This window comes from Klebsiella sp. KE9456, from assembly GCF_043832615.1.
GTDB lineage: Bacteria > Pseudomonadota > Gammaproteobacteria > Enterobacterales > Enterobacteriaceae > Klebsiella > Klebsiella indica.
This window is the reverse complement of the sequence record NZ_JBDYQK010000009.1, coordinates 80,173-101,015: the sequence shown is the minus strand read 5'-3', so window position 1 is coordinate 101,015 and position 20,843 is coordinate 80,173. Positions and strand designations below refer to the sequence as shown.

The following is a 20,843-nucleotide window of genomic DNA, read 5'->3' as shown; positions in this document are numbered from 1 at the left end:
CTATCGCCCTGACGGGGCGGCGCTGGAATGTGGACAAATAAGGGCGGAAGTATACTGTATTTACGCCTGTGCGTCAGCATTGCGCGCGGGCGTTGACGAAGACTTTATTTTTATTTTCGCCGCCATTTTGCGTGTCAATACAAGGTAAGCTTACCTTACACCGGGCATGCTTAACGAATAACCGTTCACTGATGATGACTGCAGATTGCCGGTTGGTCTGCCTGGCGAAACGCGATAAATTAGCGCTTTTTGGTACGAACCGAGGCTTACAATGGCGAACTGGCAGCAGATTGATAAACTGAACGATATTTCCGCGGACCTGGTGCATTTCACCGAGGCGTTAAATGCGCTTGCCAGTCGGCTTGGTCTGGATATGGCGCTGCATGATGCTGACCATATTTCTCTGCGCTGCCATCAGAATACCACGGCGGAGCGCTGGCGTAGCGGGTTTGAACAATGCGGCACGCTGCTGTCGGAAAATATTATTAATGGTCGCCCTATCTGCTTATTCAAACTGGATGAGCCGATTTGCGTCGCACACTGGCGCCTGCATATTGTGGAACTGCCGTGGCCGGGTGAAAAGCGTTATCCCCATGAGGGCTGGGAACATATTGAAATCGTCCTGCCAGGTGAGCCTGACACGCTGAACGCCCGGGCGCTGGCGCTGCTTTCCGATGAAGGTCTTAGCCAGCCGGGTATTTTTGTCAAAACCAGCTCGCCAAAAGGGGAACGCGAGCGCTTACCCAACCCGACTCTGGCGGTCACGGATGGCAACGTGACGATTAAATTTCATCCGTGGTCGATTGAACAAATTGTCGCCAGTGAGCAGGCTGAAGGGTGACAGTGTGAAGTCATGCGGCGTCGGCGCGGATAAATCGTGACACGCTATGGCGTCTGTTATGTCAACGGAGAAAAGAATGACTTTACTGGAAGTCTGTTGTTACAGCATGGCGTGCGCGCTGGAGGCCCAGCATCGCGGCGCCGATCGCATTGAGCTGTGCGCCGCGCCGCAGGAGGGAGGGCTGACGCCGTCGCTGGGCGTACTGAAATCGGTGCGTGAAAGGGTGACGATCCCCGTGCATCCCATTATTCGTCCGCGCGGCGGTGATTTTTGTTATAGCGCTGGCGAGTTCGCCGCCATGCTTGACGATATCGCCGCCGTGAAGGAACTGGGTTTTCCCGGACTGGCGATCGGTATTCTGGATGCTGACGGCCAGGTCGATCGCGCACGAATGGAAAAAATTATGACGGCGGCAGGCCCGCTGGCCGTGACCTTTCACCGGGCATTTGATATGTGTGCAAACCCGCGCCAGGCCTGTGCTGAACTATTCGAACTCGGCGTTAAGCGAATCCTGACATCGGGCCAGCAGGCGACGGCTGAAAAAGGAATTTCACTTATCAGGGAACTTATTACCCTAACCCGTACTCCAATCATTATGGCAGGGGCAGGCGTGCGTGCCGCCAACTTACCGCTGTTTATCCAGGCAGGGGTAAAAGAAGTGCACAGTTCGGCAGGTCAGTGGTTACCGTCCCCGATGCGTTTTCGCCATCCTGGATTATCGATGTCAACCGGCACTGACGCCGCAGAATATTTACGTTACGCCGTGAACGGCGAAGCGGTAGCGAAAATGAAGAATACGATTCTCGCGCGGAGAGATTAGCCCGTTTTTACTGCACATCATGTCGCCCAATATGATGATTGCCCGTACCAGGCCCCTGCCCATTAAACAGGGGCCTTTTTTTGTGCACAATATGGGGCTTGTCCAGGCGGAAGATTATCGTCCTGCTTTTTTCGCCGCTAAAGATTGCTGGGTTTCCGGCTTTGTTGCAATGAGCACGGCCCGCAGCGGGGCGGGATAACCTTCAAGGGTTTTGCTGCTATCGTTCGGGTCAAGGAAGTCGGCCAGCGATTCGGTAGTCATCCACGGGGTGCGGCGCTGTTCATCAGTGGTGGTTATGCACGCATCAACAATTCGCACGTCAATAAACCCGCACTTCTCCAGCCACTGTTTTAAGGCGTTCGCAGAAGGAATAAAGTAGACGTTACGCATTTGCGCATAGCGGTCGCCCGGCACCAGAACGCGATTTTCGTCGCCTTCCACCACCAGCGTCTCCAGCACCAGCTCGCCGCCGGGAACCAGCTGATCTTTTAGCTGCCACAGATGATCGAGCGGGGAACGGCGATGGTACAGCACCCCCATCGAAAACACGGTATCAAAGGCATTCAGCGCCGGAAGTTGCTCAATCCCCAGCGGCAACAGATGTGCGCGCGGGTCGTTGCCCAGCAGCTTACGCACCGCTTCAAACTGGCAGAGGAACAGTTGCGTCGGGTCGATACCGACCGCCAGCCGGGCGCCAGCGCCGATCATTCGCCACATGTGATATCCGCTGCCGCAACCGACGTCAAGGATGGTACGCCCGGTAAGATCGGAAAGATGCGGTAGCACGCGCTCCCACTTCCAGTCAGAACGCCACTCGGTATCAATATGCACGCCGTAGAGGGAATAGGGCCCTTTACGCCAGGGCATCAGATTTTTCAGCAGATTTTCAATGCGCAGACGCTGGCCGTCGCCGAGCGGCGTTTCGCTCTCGGCGGTAACGCTGTGCAATAAATCCAGACGCCAGGGCGCAAATTCAGGCAAAAATTCGACGGCGCGTTCCCATTCACGATATTTCCCGTGCAGCGCGTCACGTTGCCAGGCGGCTACCTGCGCGGGAAGGGTCTCCAGCCAGTGCGAGAGGGGACCTTTGGCAATCAATTGATAAAAATTACTGAAGTCAATCATCCCTGTTCTCCGGATTTGACGGCAATTAACGATCCGAAGTTAAAGCACTGGAACCAGAGTTCGGCATGTTCGAAACCGGCTTTGCGCAGACGCGCTTTATGGGTTTCCACGGAGTCGGTCAGCATCACGTTTTCCAGCATGCTGCGTTTCTGGCTGATTTCCAGTTCGCTGTAGCCGTTGGCGCGTTTGAAATCATGATGCATGTTGAAGAGCAGTTCGCCGACGTTATCATCTTCAAAGCTGAATTTTTCCGACAGCACCAGCGCGCCGCCAGGGTTCAGCCCCTGATAAACTTTATCAAGAATGGCCTGGCGTTCGCCCGGCTCAAGAAATTGAATCGTGAAATTGAGTACCACCAGTGAGGCGTTTGTTATGGCGACGTGACGAATATCGCCTTCGATCACCTCGACCGGCGTCGGCGCTTTATAGGCGTCAATATGGAGACGGCAGCGTTCAATCATCGCCGGAGAGTTATCAATGGCGATAATTTTGCACCCGGAATGCGCAATATTGCGGCGGATGGACAGCGTCGCCGCGCCAAGCGAACAGCCAAGATCGTAGACCTGGGTATCCGGCTGAACGAAACGCTCAGCCAGCATGCCGATCATCGAAATAATATTGGAATAGCCGGGAACAGAGCGCTGAATCATATCCGGGAAGACTTCAGCAACCCGTTCATCAAAGGTCCAGTCGCCGAGACTGGCAATCGGCGCGGAAAAGAGCGTATCGCGATGAGACATAACCTTAAACCCGAAAAATCGAAAACGGCGTATTGTGCGCTAACGGACGGAGAAAACCAACTCCCAGGGCATATACCAGATATTCGCGATGACCATCAGCAATAACGAACACCAGGTCGCGCTCATACCGGAGCGACGCCAGCGATAAAGACGATGATGAAATCCATAAGCGTGCATCAGACGCCCGGCGATCAGTAAAATACCGCAGAGATGAATCATCCAGGTCTGTGCGCCGTTCATTTCCATAAACAGCAGCAGAACCAGACCGATGGGGACATATTCAACCGCGTTCCCGTGTACACGGATAGCCACCTGCAGTTCGCTGAAACCGCCATCGCCGTAGCTGACGTGATATTGCATTCGCAAGCGCACGACATCATAAGAAAACTTAATGAGCAATAACGCACCTAAAACCGCATATAGCGCGCTGATCATACTAAAAACTCCCTTTTCATTCTGTCCGGTAGCGCCGTTTAGGATAGCAGAAAAAAGCGGCTTACTGCGTAATTGATAGCGTATCCCTTTTTCCACCAGGATAATGCGGGGATTATTTACGCGTTAATCACTGACTTCAACAATATATTTGATCTATTCGGTTAAACAAACCGTATTTATTCTCCGCAGATAATGCGTAGAGTAAGCGAATAATCCGACAAAAATAGAATGAGGATCAGTTAAGCAGCGTGTTGAGATTGTTACGCGGGGTGTTTGCCCATATGGCGCTCTGCTTCCGGCTGGCGAAAAAGCGTATGTGTGTTTTTGTCAGTGGTCTGTTCCGCTCACGATAAATACGGTGGAATTCGTTATACCCGCTGTATATAAAAGGCCTGGGTGCGGTGTTGTTCCCCGGCTTTCCCCTGAAAATCAGGATATACTCGTCATACTTCAAGTTGCATGTGTGTTGGCTGCGCTCGCTCACCCCAGTCACATAGCTATCTATGTTCCTGGGGATTTGCTCTCTTGCCGCCTTCCTGCAACTCTAATTATTTAGAGTATACCTACGTTATGAAAAAAATCGGTTTTTTGTCATTTGGCCACTGGACACCGTCGCCGCACTCCGCAACGCGTTCCGCCGCGGATGCGCTATTGCAATCCATCGATCTGGCCGTCGCCGCTGAAGAATTGGGCGCGGATGGCGCTTATTTTCGGGTGCATCATTTTGCCCGTCAGCTCAGTTCTCCATTTCCTTTGCTGGCCGCGATAGGGGCGAAAACACGGCGTATTGAAATGGGTACGGGCGTTATTGATATGCGCTATGAAAATCCGCTGTATATGGTCGAAGATGCGGGCGCGGCGGATTTAATCTCCGGCGGGCGTTTACAGTTAGGGATCAGCCGTGGCTCGCCGGAGCAGGTGATGGATGGCTGGCGCTATTTTGGTTACGTCCCCGCGGAAGGGGAAAACGCGTCTGATATGGCGCGCCGCCATACTGAAGTTCTGCTTGACGCCCTGCGAGGGGAGGGTTTTGCGAAGCCTAATCCGCAGCCAATGTTCCCCAACCCGCCGGGCCTGTTGCGCCCCGAACCCTATTCAGAAGGTTTGCGCGAGCGTATCTGGTGGGGAGCCGGTTCGAACGCCACGGCAATATGGGCGGCGAGACTGGGGATGAATCTGCAAAGTTCGACGCTGAAAGATGATGAAACCGGCGAGCCTTTTCATATTCAGCAGGCAAAACAGATCCGGGCTTATCGCGAGGCCTGGGCGGCGGCTGGACACACGCGTACGCCTCGCGTTTCGGTCAGCCGCAGCATTTTTGCCCTGATGGACGATCGCGATCGCATGTATTTCGGCTCAGGCGGCGAGAGTAGCGATTCGGTTGGTTTCCTTGATCAAAATACAAGAGCGATTTTTGGGCGCAGCTATGCCGCAGAGCCGGATAAGCTGATCGCACAGTTGAAACAGGATGAAGCGATTGCCGAAGCGGATACGTTATTGCTCACCGTACCGAATCAGTTGGGGGTGGATTATAATATCCATGTGATTGAGTCCATTCTGCAACATGTCGCACCGGCAATGGGCTGGCGCGACGAGTAACTGTGAAATGGATAACGCCCCGCAGCTTTACGTGATGCGGGGCAGACATATTTACGGATTATTTTTCGGCTGTAGCTGATAGATCCACGCGGTCACCTGCTGACCCTCATCGAGGGTCACTTCAGTGGCAACGCGATCGTAGCCATCTTCAAATTCATCCAGCATGGGCCAGTGCGCGGTAAGGTGCGCGGACAGGAACAGATAACCCGAAATACGCGCGCCGTTTTTATCAAGAACGACTCCCGGAAAATCCGCCGCCGCCCCCCAGCCGCGTTCATAAAACGTGCCGGTCACATAACCTGGCAACCATTCTCCACCTATATCTTCCAGAATATGAGCATTACACTGGCCCGGGCGGAGCGTACCGTAGACAAATAAGCGTTCCATTATTCCTCGTTAACGCAAGCGATGAACGCCCTGATGGGCAAAGGAAGTGCCAAAATACGAGGTAAAAACAGGTCTGGCAAGACGTCCGTGGATTGGCGGTAAGATAAAGCGTACTTTTGGTTATCTTCTGGCAACGTTTTGTTTATATCGGCGGGCTGACTGCGGTTGGTGCGCCTCTTATTTATATCATCGCCTGTATATTGTTGGCGATGGATTTGTACTTGCCATAATCCAGGTTGCTGTCGCCTTCCTTGATATTGCAGTAAGAATTTACTTATTAGGATTAATTCGCGTGTTTTTCAGAAATTTCATTGTTTTTTGTGTGGTATTATAACTCGTTCCAGGAGTGAACGAAGGGAAATATAATGCTGTATCGTTACGCCATTTTTTCCAGGAAACACAATACACTGCATATTGTTTTGCTTTTTTCTATTTTGCTAATAAGTTTCATACATTTAAGCGTGCTGCTGGAAACAGATAACACATGGCTACTGTTGCCGATGGTGATTTATCTGCCCATCTTTTTTCTTTGGCAAAAGGTCTCAGTGTTACGAAGCAGAATCGCTGATTAATGTGCTGGTGGAGTTGCCAACATGAACGACAATATAATATTTAAACCAACCGCAGAACCGAAAGATCTGCAACCCGTATTGCGGAAAGTGGATCTTAATCTTCTGACTATCTTTGATATTGTGATGCGGGAACAAAGCTTAACCAAAGCTGCGCATGTGCTGGGAATGTCGCAACCCGCGGTCAGCAGCGCGGTTTCCCGCCTGAAAAAGTTGTTTAAGGATGAGCTGTTTGTCCGCAATGGCCGAGGGATCAAACCCACAGATCGCGCTTTTCAGCTTTGCAGTTCGGTTCGTCGCGCGCTACAGCTGGTGCAAAACGAGTTGCCGGATACGCTTTTTGATCCGCAGGACTATGAGCATATTTATAATCTTTGCGTTTGTAGCCCTCTGGATAACGCTTTGACCCCGTTGATATTCAATAAAATTAGCCAGACAGCGCCGCGGGTCAAATTAACATTTAAATCTTCACTGAGTCAGCAGGTTATCAACCAGTTGCGCTACCAGGAAGTTGAGTTTGTTATCGACTACAACAAATTTAATCACCCGGAATTTACCAGCGTTCCGTTGTTTAACGATGAGATGGTATTAGTTGCCCGGCGCAAGCATCCGCGCATCGCAGCGCCGTTGACTGAACAGGGTATTTATCAAGAGCAGCATGCCGCGGTGGCACTGGATCGCTATGCTTCTTTTAGCTATCCCTGGTATAGCTCCGCGGAACAACAGGCCTGCATCGCTTTTCACGGTAACGCCATGGTGAGCGTGCTGAATATTGTCTCGCGAACCGACATGGTGGCTATCGCCCCGGAGTGGCTGGCCAGAGAGTTTGCCGGGCAATTTGCGCTGGAACTGCTGCCGCTGCCTTTAGACATGAACAATCGAACCTGTTACCTCTCATGGCATGAAACGGCGGGACAGGAAAAATGTCACCGCTGGATGGCGGAGCAACTGATAGAAATCTGCCAGCGCCAGGATAGGCCAAAGGCGGACGATGCCTACTGGCAATGACACAATGATGCGGCCCGTTCCGGGCCGCGCTGCGGTAGGGCATGCGGCAAACCGGGCGGCATATCATGCCCGGCGCCCGATAACGCAAGACGCTCCGCTCCTCAGCGCCGCGGATTTTACCGGTAGTTTGTCAACGTAACCCTGGCGATCGCCCGTCGGCGAGAACGGCGGAACGTCAATGTCGCCAGCCCGTCTGACCGGAGAGCGGAGCGAAGGATATCGACGTTACGGGCGAGGCATGACTTTTCGTTGGCTAAGGCCGTCGTCATAAATCAATGCATAAAGTCGCCGATCGACTGCGGGAACAACACAGGGCAATCTGCTGCGCGCTGGCGGATTTTTCCGCCTCTGACTGCACGGTATCGCGATGGTCGACAATCCCTTCGATGACCGGCGTCAGGCAGGCACCGCAAATCCCCATTTCGCAGGAGAGCGGAACCGCGACGCCATTCTCCTGTAGTACCTGAGCAATGGTTTTGTCTGCAGGCACTGGCCACTGTTCGCCCGACGAAGCAAGGGTCACGATAAAGGCGTCCCCCTCCTGCGCCGTGGACGCCGTGGCGGTGGGCTGAAATGCTTCACTATGGATTTGGCTTTCTGACCAGCCTTTATCCAGCGCGACCTGGCGCGCGGTGGCCATAAATCCCGTCGGCCCGCAGAGATAAAGAGCCTGTCCGCTATCCGCATCAATCAGCGCCGGGGCCAGATTATGCCGTGCGCTGTCCCCGTCGCTGGAGCAGTGAATGATTACCCTGTCGGCGCTGAAGCGTTGCTGCAGTTCGCGCACAAAGGCCCCCTGTGCGCGGCTTTTCAGATAATAGTGCAGCGTAAAAGGCACCCCTTGCGCGTCCAGTTTGAGCGCCATCGCATACAGCGGCGTAATACCGATCCCGGCGGCCAGCAGCGTCACCCGTTGCGCAGGGCATAAAGGAAACAGATTTCGCGGGCGAGAAATCAGCAGCGTCTGGCCGGGACGTAACTGCTGGTGAATGTAACGAGAGCCGCCGCGAGAGGCGTTCTCCAGCGCCACGCAAATCAGGTAGCCATCGTCAACAGTCTCAGGACCGGTGAGCGAATACTGGCGAATCATCCCGCAGGGCAGGTGAACATCAATATGCGCGCCGGGCTGCCACGCCGGAAGCGGCTGGCCGCTCTGCGCCACCAGCCGGACGGCGAGGCTCTGGCTCCCCTGGCGCCAGAGGCCGTCAACGATAACCTCGATTACATCACTCATTATTTTCTCCACTTACACGAGGAAAAAGTCGCCGAAGCCCATTTTCTTCAGCCCGCGTCGATAGGCGATGGAGCTGCGATCGGCGGGAATATGCGCTTCGAGTGTTAAATCCAGCGGTAATCTTTCCGGACGCTGAGTCTCCACCATCAGGCGATCTTCCTCAAAGACGCGCAGATTAAACGCGTGAACCTCTTCCACCGGCACATGGAGGTCGTAATTGCGCGCGATAGGCGCGAACATTCGGGTTATCCGCGATGAAACCGGCGAGGCGGCGTTCATAATTACCAGCCTGGCGTCACCGGGAAAATGAATCGTCAGGGTGGCGGTAAACGGCAGATGCATTTCGAAATGGCGCAGCCACTGAAAGCCCTCAGGCGCACGAAATCCGGCACTGGCAGGATAGTTGCCGACGGAACTCCAGTAATCGGCAATAAAACCAAATTCGGTCTCCTGCGGATTGTAGTCCGGTACGACCTGGTTATCCGGGTCGGCGAAGGTATCGGTATGGATCCATGCAAAATGGGCGACATCGAGGAATCCCTCGACCTGGCGACCGGCAAAACCGTTGACGTCAAATGCCGGACAGTTGATTTGCTGAAAGCCATCGTCGTGCCAGTGCGGCATCACCGGCAGCGGCATTGGATTGTCCGGGTCGAACGCCAGGCAGGTCCAGATCAGGCCATAACGCTCTTCCACCGCAAAACTGGTGAGATTGAGCTTTGCCGGCACTGGCTGATTGGGGCTGGAAGGGATGCGATTACAGCGGCCTCCTTCGCCGAAGCGCAGACCGTGATAGGGACAGACGATCCCTTCTTCATCGTGAAATCCCAGCGTCAGCGGCACGCCACGATGAGGGCAAACATCGCGAGCGACAACCACCTGATCTTTAATGCGATAAATAACCAACTGCTCATCAAGCAGCGTGGCCTTCACTGGCGCAGGCCCGACATCGCAGGCGCGGGCCACCGGGTGCCAGCATTTTGCCAGCCGTAGCCAGTCCTCAGGATCAAAAGTGCAATGGGCGGGGGGCGTGGGGTGCTGTCTGTTCATGGCTTCTCTTCCTGCTCACAAAAACATTTGTTTAATTGTTGTGAGTTTATTGTTGCCATATTAGGGTGTTGACATCCATCAGCATTAATTCAGCAATCCGTTGCAAAAAAGAGAACAGGTAAAAGATGAGCCCATTTTCGCGTTTTGCTATCTACTTTGCCGAAGTGGCCCGCTGCGGGAGTCTGCGGCGAGCGGCGGAAAAACTGCACATTTCCGCTTCGGCCATTAACCGGCAAATTTTGCAGGCGGAAGACGCATTTGGCACCGCGCTGTTTGAGCGCCTGCCGGAAGGGTTGCGTATGACGACCGCCGGGGAACTGCTATACGATAATCTGTTGCGCTGGCAAAAGGAGTTCCGTCTGACGCGACAAAAGTTTGATGAGCTTCAGGGGCTTAAGCGGGGCACCGTCAGCGTCGGGATGGTTCAGGCGCTGGCGGAGGGATGCTTTGCCACCGCGCTGGCGGATATTATTGCCCACTGGCCGTGGCTGGAGCTGAATCTGCAGGTGGCGGATAGTCACACGGTCAGCCAGAAGGTGCGCCAGGCGGATCTCGATTTTGGTTTGATTCTTGATCCGGAAGGCCAGGCGGGGCTGAGCGTGCTGGCTTTTGCTGAACTGGCGATGGGCGTGATCATGTCGCCTGCCCATCCTCTGGCACAGAGCGCGAGGCTGTCATTGGGGGAGTTGAGTGAAGCACGACATATCGTCCCCGGCGCGCCGCTGATTGTGCACGAACGCGTGGCGATGCTCTATCGCCACTACGATTTTTCTCCGGCGAACAGCATCAACTGCAACGATATCCGGCTGATAAAATCGCTGGTGCTTAAAGGCAGTGGCGTGACGATCCTCAGTCGCCTGGACGTTTTCGATGAGGTAAAAAGCGGGCAACTGGCGTTTGTCCCGCTGCGTAATACGCTGCTGCGGCCGTTGACCCTGGCCTTATGCACAGCCCCCTCGCGTCAGCTTTCCCGCCCGGCGCAAATGGCCATCCAGAAACTGACGGTGGTTATGGAGGAGATGCAGGCCGGGGCGATGGAGCGATCGTAACACCGTTTTCAGGCGTGATGCCTTCGCCCCGACTCTCGCTGCGAGGGAGAGCGAGTAACACCGTACTCGTACTTAACCGGCGGGCTTACAACGCTTACCCCAACGGACCGCCCTGAATGGTTTCGCACAGGCCATTGATAATCCGCTCCCCGGTTTCGGTTTTCAGCTCCTGATACCAGGCTTCCGTCAGCGCCATATCCTTACCGTGCGTTACATCACAACGTTTACGTGCCTTCAGCACCAGATCGCGAACCCGGTCACAGCGCAGTACGTTGTACTGCTGCAACACATTGGCAATGTCGTGGCTCTGGCGGAACAGATCTCCCAGTACCACCGCATCTTCCATCGCCGCGCAGCCGCCCTGGCCGATATCCGGCGTGGTGCTGTGCCCGGCGTCGCCCAGCAGCGCCACCTTGCCGCGCACCAGCTTATCAAACGGCTCGATATCATGGATTTCAATCCGGTTGGTGGTTTGCGGGTCAAGGGAGGCAATCAGTTTCTGCACCTGGGGCGCCCAACCGCTGAAGTAACGGCTAAGATCCGCCCGCAGGGTGCTGCGATCCTCGGCAAGCCCCGCCGGTAGCGGAACATCAAAGAAAAAGTAAAATCGTCCACTCGAAACCGGCATCAGCGAGACGCGTTTCCCCTCACCGACAAAGGTGGTCCATTGATTGCCGGGGGCAATCGCTTCATCAATTTCCACCAGACCGTTCCAGTTCACGTAGCCTGCATAGCGGCGCTCGGGGGTATAGCCGAGCACATACGGACGCAGCGCCGAATGGCTACCGTCGGCGGCAATCAGAAAATCCCCCTGCGCCGTCGAACCATCGGTAAACCAGACGCGAACGCCGTCAGCATTTTCTTCGCAGCGGGTGACGCGTTTACCAAACTGCACGCTATCGCGTCCCCAGAAATTGAGCATTTCACGTTGTAATTCGGCGCGGGAAACCGGGCAGGGGCGGCCCCCGGTTCGCGCCACCAGAGGGGAGAGGCTGAATTGAGTAAGGATCTCCCCTCGCTGATAATCCTTGTAAGCCAGAAAATGCATCGGGCCGCCGTAGCTCTCAATAATATCGCCCATGCCTAAATGTTTCATACACTTAACGCCATTAGGCCAGATGGAGATCGCCGCGCCGACCGGCTTAATTTCTTTTACTGCCTCAAAAACGTCGCAGTCGATACCTGCGTTTTTCAATGCAACCGCCGCGCTCAGGCCGCCAATTCCGCCGCCGATAACTAATGCTTTCATTTACTTCTCCTTTACATACGTCGTTACAGGCTTGAGCAATTTGCGTACCACAATGTCACAGGCGCGCATTTCACGGGCTGGTGCTTTCGGTAACGGTGCGGATGCTTTCAATTGGTGCATAAAAGCGTTTTTATTGCCTTTTTATGAATCAATAATTTCTTTCATGGCTATTAAGAATCTAATGTTTCATTGGCGTTATGGCCACCTGGTGGACGACGGGGCGGCGCGGGAACATTCTATTTGGTTGAAAAATATAAAAAAGAAGTAAATGTTGCTCAGATGTGAGCGACTTTGGCCTGTTTTGTGCACCCGACACAGTACGCTTATTGGTAACAGGGTGGAACGACCATGTCAGATGAAAAGAACGGTGGCTTACTGTATGGCCTGGATCAGCGGATCCCGCCGCTCCCGGCATTTTTTAGCGCCTTACAGCACGTGCTGGCCGGGCTGGTGGGTATCATCACGCCGCCGTTGATTATCGGCACCTCGCTGGGGCTGGGGGAGTGGCTGCCCTGGTTAATCAGTATGTCTCTGCTGGCATCCGGTATTGGCACCTTTTTACAATCTAACCGGGTCTGGGGAATCGGCGCCGGGATGATCTGTATGCAGGGCACCAGCTTCGCGTTTCTCGGTGTGGCGATTGCGGGGGGGATGTGGGTCAAGGGGCAGGGGGGAACGCCGCAGGATATTATGGCTATGCTGTTTGGCGTGAATTTCGTTGCCGCGTTGGTTCCCTGCGTTGTCAGCCGCTTTATTGAGCCGCTGAAGCGGATTTTTACGCCAATTATTACCGGCAGCGTGATTGCGCTGATCGGTATGAGCCTGATTAAAGTCAGCGTGATTAACTGGTGCGGCGGTGAACAGACAAAAGCGTTCGCCAGTATGGGCAATATCGCCCTCGGAGCGGTCACTCTGGGGACGATTGTTTTGCTGAGTTGCGCGAAAAACCGCTGGCTGCGTCTCTCTTCGGTGGTGGTGGGGATCGCCGTGGGCTGCCTGGCGGCGGCGCTTAGCGGCACATTTCAGCTTAAAGGTATTGGCGATGTCTGGTTCCGTATGCCGCAACTGTTTCCGTTTGGTTTTCAGTTTAACAGCGCCATCTTTTTACCCGTTGCGCTGGTGTCGCTGGTCTGCATTCTTGAAGCTGTCGGCGACTTAACTGCCAACTGCCTTATCTCTAAGCAGTCGATTGATGACGGCGCTTTTCGTTCGCGACTGAAAGGCGGTATTCTTGCCGACGGGATCAGCTGTATGGTGGCAGCGATGCTGTGCGCGTTCCCTAATACTACTTTTGCGCAAAATAACGGCGTGATTCAGATGACTGGCGTCGCCAGCCGCTATGTCGGACGTTATATCGGCGTAATTTTGATTCTGCTCGGCCTGTTTCCGCCGTTTGGCGACGTTCTGCGCCAGATCCCGGCCCCGGTGCTCGGCGGCGCGACGATGGTGATGTTTGGCTGCGTCGTCGCGGCGGGGATCCGCATCATTACCCAGAATCCATTGACCCGCCGCGATATGCTGATTGTCGGCCTGGCCTTTGGGTTTGGTCTGGGGATTGAGGCCGTTCCCGCGTCGCTGTCCCATTTTCCGTCGATTGTGGGTAACCTGTTCGGTTCCGCGGCGACCAGCGGCGGTCTGGTGGCCATTGTGCTGAACCTGATTATTCCGCAAGAGAAACAGGCCGTGGGGGCGACAACAAGGAGCAACGATGATCGCGCTGAATCACTTTAACCAGCTTAGCGGGGAAGAAGCGGCCTCACTGCTGGCGCCCTGCGTTGCCGTTCCCGGCTGGACGGCGGCGCTGGTTGACGGCCGTCCCTGGCGTAACTGCCACGAGTTGCTCACCGCCGCGCGGCAGCTGATGGCTGAGTGGGGCGAAGCGGAGTTAACTCAGGCGCTGAGCGCGCATCCGCGTATTGGCGAGAAACCCGTCGGGCAACAGGCGCACGCGGCGTTATCGCGTCAGGAGCAGGGGGACGTTGATGACCGCGACGCCCGCCTGACGCAGGCGCTTCTGGCGGGTAACGCCCGCTATGAAGCCCGATTCGGGCGGGTATTTTTGATTCGCGCGAAAGGGCGCAGCGGGGAGGCGATTTTACAGGCGCTGTCGCGGCGTTTGCATAACAGTGATAGCGAAGAGGTACAGGAAGCGTTAGCGCAGTTGCGCGAAATCACCTTATTAAGACTGCAAGGAGTCATTGGCGAATGAGTACGTTAAGCACCCATATTCTGGATATCTCCACGGGCCTGCCGGCACAGGGGGTGAAAGTTGTGCTGGAACGGGAAGGGGCGCGGATAGCCAGCGGTATTACTGATGATAATGGTCGTATTGGTGAACTGAGCGGTGGGTCGCTGGCGACAGGGCGCTACCGGCTGACGGCGGAGATTGGCGAGTGGTTTGCCGCCAGCGGGCGCGATACGCTATATCTGAATGCGCAGATTGATTTTGCTATTCGTGAGGCGGCAGGCGATCACTATCATTTGCCGTTTTTAATTGCTCCTGGCGGTTGGTCAACCTATCGCGGCAGCTGATTTCAGTCCCCCAGTAATGCCGTGCACTTAAGCAAATCATCGGTGTTGTTTTCTGTTTTATTTGCCTGTGGCAATCGCATTATCGGTGGTTTAAACGAAAATCTGATTCGGTTACTGAGCTGATACGGGCTGAAATATAAAAGATATAACTTTTTTATGATTTTCAGCCTCTGAAAAGCCCCTGACGAATAACGGACTCACCGCATGGGGGTTGGGCGCATCAAGGAAACCTGGCGGGAACGCAGGCGCGCATCCAGGACTGGCCGCCAGGACGGCGGCCAGAGGGCGGGTCGAGACAGGGACAAAATTGCCGGGAGCAATTTTGAACAGCGCTTGCGCTGGCCCTGGAAGGGCGAGTCCCAGGGATGGGACGAGTAGCGTCGAGTCCCGCCCGGTCCGCCAGATGAAGCCGGAGTGGAGCGGACCGCGGAGCGGCAGGTTTTCAGCGCAATGCCGGGGGTGCAGGGGGACGGGCGAAACGTCCCCCTGCCCGTTCACACGCTGTGGATATAACGAATATCCGCGTATTTATAGTGAACGGAACAGGCCACGGAATCTGAATGGGCGAAAATGAAAAATGCGCCATTTTCGCCAGAACCACCGATTAACAGAACCGCTCAGCCAGCCGGACACTGCACCGTCAGAGCACCGCGATGCTCCCGGAAAAAGTGTTACTCCGCAGCCGCATCTCCCCATACGCGTTCGCCGTTTACCCATGTCTCGCTGATATTTCGTTCATCTCCCAGGGTCATCAGGACGAACAACTGCTCGTAGATATCGTTGCACCGTTCGCTGCGTAAGCGCTGCAGCGGCGTGACCGCCCGGTCAATAACCACAAAATCGGCCTCTTTGCCCGGCTGAAAATTACCAATTTTCTCATCAAGACGCAGAGCATGCGCGCCGCCGAGGGTGGCATGGTAAAACGCTTCGCTGGCGCGCAGACGATAGCTTTGCAACTGGCCAACTTTGTAAGCCTCGCCCAGAGTACGCAGCATACTGAACGTTGTGCCAGCCCCGACATCGCTGCCAATGCCCATACGTACCTTTTTCTGCCAGCAGGTCGGTAAACGAAACAGCCCGCTGCCGAGAAACAGGTTTGACGTCGGGCAAAAGGCCAGCGCTGAACCGGTTTCGTGCAGACATTGCCACTCGGCATCCGCAAGATGAATACCGTGGGCAAACACGCTGCGTTCGCCGGTGAGACGATAGTGGTGATAGACATCAAGATAATGCTCATGCTCTGGCCACAGGCTTTTTACCCATGCCACTTCATTGAGGTTTTCGCTCAGATGCGTATGCAGCCAGGTATCAGGAAACTCTTCCCGCAATTGTTGCACCGCCGCCAGCAGCTCAGGCGTCGAGGTCGGCGCGAAGCGTGGCGTAATAGCGTAGCCGAGGCGGCCCCTCCGGTGCCAGCGCGCAATAAGCTCTCGGGTTTGTTGGTAACTTTGCTCCGCGCTTTCGCTAAGATAGTCCGGCGCGTGGCGGTCCATCATCACTTTCCCGGCGAGCAGGCGCATATTCAGCCGCAGCGCTTCGTTAAACAGCGCATCCACCGATTCAGGATGCACGGTGCAAAATACCAGCGCGGTGGTGGTGCCGTGGCTCAGCAACTGTTTAACGAAAAATTGGGCGATCTCCGCGGCATAGTCGGCATTGGCAAACTGGCTCTCCACCGGAAAGGTATAAGTGGTGAGCCACTCCAGCAACTGTTCGCCAAACGCGCCAATCATCTCGGTTTGCGGGTAGTGTACGTGCGCATCGACAAAGCCGGGTAGCAACAGTTTACCGCGCAGATCGCGGTAGCCTTCCTGCGGCCGCAGGTGCTGTTCACCCGCCTGCCACGGCAGCAGCGCCTCAATGCGCCCATCCCGAAGAAACAATATCCCGTCTTCCAGATAGCGCGCATGGCGGGCAATATCATCGGCGCTATCGGCAACCGCGGCGATATCAAAAAATGCGCCGCGAATTGCGGTCTCGTAGTTAATCATCATAGCTGCCTTGTGGATTAGCAAAAGGATAGATGAGTCAGGCAAAATTGATGCCAGTTTGCGTGGGCGGCGAATCGCCGCGACAGGGGCCGCGGCGGTGGAGAGTCATCACTCTTTCTGGGCAATGGCGCTGAATCTGGCTGCGGCGCCGACGCGTTCGTCGCGGGCAATCCAGCGATAGGCCGCTCCGCTCAGCAGTACGCCGATAAACCAGCTAAAGTTCGCTACCTCATGCAGGGCCGGAATAAAACTGATGATCAGGCCGATGGCGACGGAGGGCACCAGCGCGGCGATGGCTTTCGGGTTAACGCCGTTGCGGTACCAGTATTGGCCTTTTGGCGTGTCGTCGAACAAATCGTTGACCGACACCTGCCCGCGTTTAATTAAATAGAAGTCAACAATCAGGATGCCGAACAGCGGGCCGATAAAGGCGCCCAGCACATCAAGGGTGTAGTGGATAAGCTCCGGCGAGTTAAACAGGTTCCACGGCGTCAGCAGGATTGAACCGACGGCGGCGATCATTCCCCCGGTGCGGAAGCTGATTTTCTGCGGCGAGCAGTTAGAAAAATCGAATGCCGGGGAGACAAAGTTCGCCACGATATTGATACCAATGGTGGCGGTGATCATGGTCAGCAGGCCAATCGCCACCGCCAGATCGTTGCCGACGCGGCTTACCGTCTCAATCGGGTCGGTAATCATGCGGCCAAACAGCGACTGGGTACCGGAGACAATCACCACGGTAACCACAGAGAACAGCAGGAAGTTAAATGGCAGGCCCCAGCGGTTGCCGCGGCGAATCTCGCCCATGCTTTTACCGTAGCGCGCGAAATCGCCAAAGTTGAGCAGCGGACCGGAGAAGTAGGAGACCACCAGCGCGGTGGCGGTGATCATCTGCCAGGTTTGTTCCCCGGCGCTGAGCGATTTACTGGCAAGGGTAAAGGAGATCCCGTCTAAACCGGTTTTGTATACAATCCAGCCTGCTAACGCCAGCATCACCACGTATACCGCCGGACCGGCAATATCAATAAAGCGCTTAATGGCGTTCATCCCATGCCAGAACACCATCGCCTGCAGTAGCCACATGGTGGCGAAGCAGAGCCAGCCCAGATGCGACAGGCCAAGGAAACTGGCTTCGGTCAGCGTCGACAGCGACGGCCAGAATTTCAGCAGTACCAGCATCAGCGCGTTAGCGGCGAGGTAAGTCTGAATGCCGTACCACGCAAAAGCGATCAGGCCGCGGATCACCGCCGGAATATTGGCCCCGAAGACGCCAAATGCCTGACGACAGATAACGGCGTAGGGGACGCCGGCCATCTGGCTGGGCTTCGCCACCAGATTCGCGCATAACTGGACAATACAAATCCCCACCAGCAGGCACAGTAGCACCTGCCAGCTCGCCAGTCCGAGAGTAAAGAAGCTTGCGGCGACCACGTATCCGCCCATGCTGTGCACATCGGACATCCAGAAAGAGAAAATGTTGTACCAGCTCCAGTTCTGGTCGCGCGTCGGCGCCAGATCCTCATTGCTAAGGCGTGGGCTGTAGCCGGCGTGGGGATCAGCGGCCTTAACCTGATGGGTATTGTGTGTGTTTGGCATGAAACCTGCTCCTGTCAATGAAAACCCTGTTAGATGGATCGCTGAGGCGGTTGCAGGAATCAGGCCAAAAAAGATAATCTTGTATGCAATAATTTCGTTATATGTATACGATTTGGCGTTCGAATGATTAAAACCGGAGTGGTTAATGAGTAATCAACATCGTCTGCAGACCGCGCCAGCTCTGCATGACAAAGACGAATCAATCTATCAGGCGTTGATGACCGCGATTGTCGAACATCAGTTGCCGCCGGGAAGCAAACTGCCCGAAGAGGCGCTGGCAGAGGTGTTTGGCGTGAGCCGCACCGGGATCAGAAAGGTGCTGCAACGACTCGCGACTGTGCAAATGGTCACGTTAACGCCCAAACGTGGTGCACAGGTGGCCAGTCCGACTGTTGAAGAGGCGCAGGAGATCTTCCGTACCCGGGCGCTGCTGGAAGTGGCCAATTTGCCGGATGTGCTGGCTCGCTGCCAGCCGCCGCACCTCGCCGCGCTGGAAGCGATTACCCGTCAGGAGCAGCTGGCGCACGAAAATTATGATGGCCCGGCGGCGATCCGCTACTCCGCAGAGTTCCATATTCAGATGCAGGCGATTTCCGGCAATCAGGTGCTCACTGAGATGGTGACCCGTCTGAGCCAGCGCTCTTCATTAGTGATTGCGGCATGGGGATCGCCGTGGCGTCAGGGCTGTCGCTGTGACGATCATGAACAGCTTATTCAACTGCTGCGCGACAAAGCGCTACAGCCTCTGAGCGACGCGTTAACGCACCATTTTGAGCATATCGTCGCCAGCCTTTGCTTTGAGCGATCTGGTGTCACCTTACCTGATTTTGCCCGGCTGTTCGCCGCCTATAAGGAACAATAATGCCGCCTGTTTGTATACAAGTGATTAATCCCAATACCAGTCCCGGGATGACAGAAACCATTGGCGCCGCAGCCAGAGCGGTCGCCGCACCGGGAACCGAGATTCTGGCGGTCTGTCCTCGCGAGGGCGTGCCGTCAATAGAGGGACACTTTGACGAAGCCATTGCCGCCGTCGGCGTGCTGGAGCAGATTGCCGTTGGCCGTCGCCAGGGCGTGGATGGCCATGTGATTGCCTGTTTTGGCGATCCCGGCCTGCTGGCGGCGCGTGAACTGGCGCAAGGGCCGGTGGTGGGGATTGCGGAAGCGGCGATGCATATGGCAACGCTGGTCGCCACCCGGTTTTCTATCGTGACCACGCTACCGCGAACTTTAATTATTGCGCGCCATTTGTTGCAACAATATGGCTTTCAGCACCACTGCGCCGCTCTGCACGCCATTGATTTACCGGTGCTGGCGCTGGAAGACGGCAGCGGCATGGCGCAGGAGAAGGTGCGCGCGCGCTGTATCCAGGCGCTGAAAGAAGATGGTTGCGGGGCTATCGTACTGGGCTGCGGCGGAATGGCGACGCTGGCGCAGGAACTGACCCATGAGCTGCGGGTGCCGGTCATCGATGGCGTCAGCGCGGCGGTCAAAATGGTTGAGTCGCTGGTGGCGTTAGGGCTGTCCACCAGCAAACAGGGCGATCTGGCATTTCCGGAACCCAAGGCGTTAAGCGGCAAATTTCAGGCGCTAAACCCATTTTAAATTGAAGGAGTAGGCGATGGTATTTTTGGCAGATGATTATCCTCGCGACCTGCGCGGCTACGGCGAGCATCCGCCGCACGCGCGGTGGCCGCAAAACGCGCGGATAGCCGTGCAGTTTGTGCTGAACTATGAAGAGGGCTCGGAAAACCACGTGCTGCATGGCGATGCCGGTTCCGAACAATTCCTGTCCGATATTATTGGCGCCGCCAGTTACCCCGATCGCCACATGTCGATGGACTCGTTATATGAATATGGCAGCCGCGCCGGTTTCTGGCGCATTCATCGGGAGTTCAGCAAGCGCGGATTGCCCCTGACCGTATTTGGCGTCGCCATGGCGCTGGCGCGTCATCCCGATGTGGTTTCGGCGATTAAGGCGGCGAACTATGACGTGGTCAGCCACGGCTGGCGCTGGATTCACTATCAGAATATGTCCATTGAGCAGGAACGGGCGCACCTGAACAAGGCGGTTCAGGTATTAACCGCGCTGTTCGGCAAGCCCCCCACCGGCTGGTATACCGGGCGCGATAGCCCGAACACCCGGCAACTGGTGGTTGAGCACGGCGGCTTTGATTATGACAGCGACTATTATGGTGACGATCTGCCGTTCTGGAGCGAGGTGACGTGCAGCGACGGCACGCGTAAACCCCATCTGATTGTGCCATATACCCTTGATGCCAATGACATGCGCTTCGCCACCGCCCAGGGGTTTAATACCGCCGAGCAGTTTTACACTTATCTGAAAGATAGCTTCGATGTGCTGTATGCGGAGGGAGAACAGGCGCCGAAAATGATGTCCGTTGGCATGCATTGCCGCCTGCTGGGGCGTCCGGGCCGTTTCCGCGCATTGCAGCGTTTTCTCGACTATATTCAGCAGCATGAACGGGTATGGGTCTGTACCCGTCAGCAGATTGCCGATCACTGGCGCGAGGTGCATCCGTTCGGCGCGTAATGGCCTGCGGATGCGTGTGTCCTCCTGCCCGGAAAGTCCACAGATAAACTCTGGCTACGCTGGA

At 55.5% G+C, this 20,843-nt stretch carries 20 protein-coding genes and 1 pseudogene; 12 read left to right on the top strand and 9 right to left on the bottom strand.

Annotation, left to right across the window (positions count from 1 at the left end; genetic code table 11):
* Window positions 1–271 precede the first annotated feature (271 nt).
* Window positions 272–841: a VOC family protein gene (locus tag ABK821_RS11110; protein ID WP_343178683.1), complete on the top strand. Its 570-nt coding sequence runs from the start codon at window positions 272–274 to the stop codon at window positions 839–841.
* Between the two features lie 76 nt (window positions 842–917).
* Entirely contained in the window at window positions 918–1,661 is a 744-nt protein-coding gene (gene cutC, locus ABK821_RS11105; protein ID WP_138360272.1) for a copper homeostasis protein CutC, read from the top strand.
* A 114-nt stretch (window positions 1,662–1,775) separates the two neighbouring features.
* Here cutC and cmoB read toward each other — a convergent pair whose 3' ends face one another.
* Genes cmoB through ABK821_RS11090 form a run of 3 tightly spaced genes read right to left on the bottom strand, consistent with a single transcriptional unit; the run spans window position 1,776 to window position 3,961 of the window.
* Entirely contained in the window at window positions 1,776–2,786 is a 1,011-nt protein-coding gene (cmoB, locus tag ABK821_RS11100; protein WP_138360273.1) for a tRNA 5-methoxyuridine(34)/uridine 5-oxyacetic acid(34) synthase CmoB, read from the bottom strand.
* Window positions 2,783–3,526, bottom strand: a complete 744-nt coding sequence (gene cmoA / locus ABK821_RS11095; protein ID WP_138360274.1) for a carboxy-S-adenosyl-L-methionine synthase CmoA — start codon at window positions 3,524–3,526, stop codon at window positions 2,783–2,785. The genes cmoB and cmoA overlap by 4 nt, the downstream gene beginning before the upstream one ends.
* 39 nt (window positions 3,527–3,565) lie before the next feature.
* Window positions 3,566–3,961: an MAPEG family protein gene (locus ABK821_RS11090; RefSeq protein WP_138360275.1), complete on the bottom strand. Its 396-nt coding sequence runs from the start codon at window positions 3,959–3,961 to the stop codon at window positions 3,566–3,568.
* Window positions 3,962–4,531: 570 nt separating this feature from the next.
* Between ABK821_RS11090 and ABK821_RS11085 the strand changes: the two genes are divergently transcribed.
* Window positions 4,532–5,560: an LLM class flavin-dependent oxidoreductase gene (locus ABK821_RS11085; RefSeq protein ID WP_142501458.1), complete on the top strand. Its 1,029-nt coding sequence runs from the start codon at window positions 4,532–4,534 to the stop codon at window positions 5,558–5,560.
* A 51-nt stretch (window positions 5,561–5,611) separates the two neighbouring features.
* Here the strand turns inward: ABK821_RS11085 and ABK821_RS11080 are convergent, their stop codons facing one another.
* The gene (locus tag ABK821_RS11080) at window positions 5,612–5,947 is read right to left on the bottom strand and encodes a gamma-glutamylcyclotransferase family protein (protein ID WP_138360277.1); all 336 of its coding nucleotides are present in this window, start codon (window positions 5,945–5,947) and stop codon (window positions 5,612–5,614) included.
* A gap of 46 nt (window positions 5,948–5,993) precedes the next feature.
* Between ABK821_RS11080 and ABK821_RS11075 the strand changes: the two genes are divergently transcribed.
* Together ABK821_RS11075 and leuO are read left to right on the top strand one after the other, a co-directional pair.
* Window positions 5,994–6,281, top strand: coding sequence for a hypothetical protein (locus ABK821_RS11075; protein WP_138360278.1), 288 nt, complete (start codon window positions 5,994–5,996; stop codon window positions 6,279–6,281).
* 259 nt (window positions 6,282–6,540) lie between these two features.
* Window positions 6,541–7,524 (top strand): transcriptional regulator LeuO, encoded by a 984-nt coding sequence (leuO, locus tag ABK821_RS11070; RefSeq protein ID WP_142501457.1) that lies wholly within the window; start codon window positions 6,541–6,543, stop codon window positions 7,522–7,524.
* Between the two features lie 265 nt (window positions 7,525–7,789).
* Here the strand turns inward: leuO and ABK821_RS11065 are convergent, their stop codons facing one another.
* The gene (locus tag ABK821_RS11065) at window positions 7,790–8,758 is read right to left on the bottom strand and encodes a PDR/VanB family oxidoreductase (RefSeq protein ID WP_142501456.1); all 969 of its coding nucleotides are present in this window, start codon (window positions 8,756–8,758) and stop codon (window positions 7,790–7,792) included.
* Window positions 8,759–8,770: 12 nt separating this feature from the next.
* Window positions 8,771–9,808 carry a molybdenum cofactor-independent xanthine hydroxylase subunit HpxD gene (gene hpxD, locus ABK821_RS11060; RefSeq protein WP_343178682.1) on the bottom strand — a complete coding sequence of 346 codons (1,038 nt, stop codon included), beginning with the start codon at window positions 9,806–9,808 and terminating at the stop codon, window positions 8,771–8,773.
* Between the two features lie 125 nt (window positions 9,809–9,933).
* Here hpxD and hpxR point away from each other — a divergent pair, with 125 nt between their 5' ends.
* Window positions 9,934–10,857, top strand: a complete 924-nt coding sequence (gene hpxR / locus ABK821_RS11055; RefSeq protein ID WP_308562815.1) for a LysR family hpxDE operon transcriptional regulator HpxR — start codon at window positions 9,934–9,936, stop codon at window positions 10,855–10,857.
* Window positions 10,858–10,951: 94 nt separating this feature from the next.
* On the opposite strand, the gene hpxO is transcribed toward hpxR, so the two are convergent.
* Window positions 10,952–12,106: an FAD-dependent urate hydroxylase HpxO gene (hpxO, locus tag ABK821_RS11050; RefSeq protein WP_138360284.1), complete on the bottom strand. Its 1,155-nt coding sequence runs from the start codon at window positions 12,104–12,106 to the stop codon at window positions 10,952–10,954.
* 348 nt (window positions 12,107–12,454) lie between these two features.
* Between hpxO and ABK821_RS11045 the strand changes: the two genes are divergently transcribed.
* The 3 genes from ABK821_RS11045 to uraH are packed head-to-tail and all read left to right on the top strand — an operon-like array spanning window position 12,455 to window position 14,638.
* Window positions 12,455–13,837: a nucleobase:cation symporter-2 family protein gene (locus tag ABK821_RS11045; protein ID WP_343178681.1), complete on the top strand. Its 1,383-nt coding sequence runs from the start codon at window positions 12,455–12,457 to the stop codon at window positions 13,835–13,837.
* Window positions 13,815–14,315 carry a 2-oxo-4-hydroxy-4-carboxy-5-ureidoimidazoline decarboxylase gene (gene uraD / locus ABK821_RS11040; RefSeq protein ID WP_308561356.1) on the top strand — a complete coding sequence of 167 codons (501 nt, stop codon included), beginning with the start codon at window positions 13,815–13,817 and terminating at the stop codon, window positions 14,313–14,315. The genes ABK821_RS11045 and uraD overlap by 23 nt, the downstream gene beginning before the upstream one ends.
* Window positions 14,312–14,638, top strand: coding sequence for a hydroxyisourate hydrolase (gene uraH / locus ABK821_RS11035; RefSeq protein ID WP_138360287.1), 327 nt, complete (start codon window positions 14,312–14,314; stop codon window positions 14,636–14,638). The genes uraD and uraH overlap by 4 nt, the downstream gene beginning before the upstream one ends.
* A 671-nt stretch (window positions 14,639–15,309) precedes the next feature.
* On the opposite strand, the gene guaD is transcribed toward uraH, so the two are convergent.
* The gene (gene guaD, locus ABK821_RS11030) at window positions 15,310–16,629 is read right to left on the bottom strand and encodes a guanine deaminase (RefSeq protein ID WP_343178679.1); all 1,320 of its coding nucleotides are present in this window, start codon (window positions 16,627–16,629) and stop codon (window positions 15,310–15,312) included.
* A 108-nt stretch (window positions 16,630–16,737) separates the two neighbouring features.
* Window positions 16,738–18,225 (bottom strand): NCS1 family nucleobase:cation symporter-1, encoded by a 1,488-nt coding sequence (locus ABK821_RS11025; protein WP_138360289.1) that lies wholly within the window; start codon window positions 18,223–18,225, stop codon window positions 16,738–16,740.
* Window positions 18,226–18,370: 145 nt separating this feature from the next.
* On the opposite strand from ABK821_RS11025, the gene ABK821_RS11020 reads away from it, so the two are divergent.
* The 3 genes and pseudogenes from ABK821_RS11020 to puuE all read left to right on the top strand — a co-directional run bounded on the left by ABK821_RS11020 (window position 18,371) and on the right by puuE (window position 20,779).
* Window positions 18,371–19,087: a GntR family transcriptional regulator gene (locus ABK821_RS11020; RefSeq protein WP_343178677.1), complete on the top strand. Its 717-nt coding sequence runs from the start codon at window positions 18,371–18,373 to the stop codon at window positions 19,085–19,087.
* Window positions 19,087–19,962: pseudogene (gene hpxA, locus ABK821_RS11015) on the top strand (allantoin racemase). The gene ABK821_RS11020 and the pseudogene hpxA overlap by 1 nt, the downstream one beginning before the upstream one ends.
* On the top strand, window positions 19,880–20,779 hold the full coding sequence (gene puuE / locus ABK821_RS11010; protein WP_241675621.1) for an allantoinase PuuE: 900 nt from the start codon (window positions 19,880–19,882) through the stop codon (window positions 20,777–20,779). Before hpxA ends, puuE begins: the two are co-directional and overlap by 83 nt.
* The last annotated feature ends 64 nt before the right edge of the window (window positions 20,780–20,843 follow it).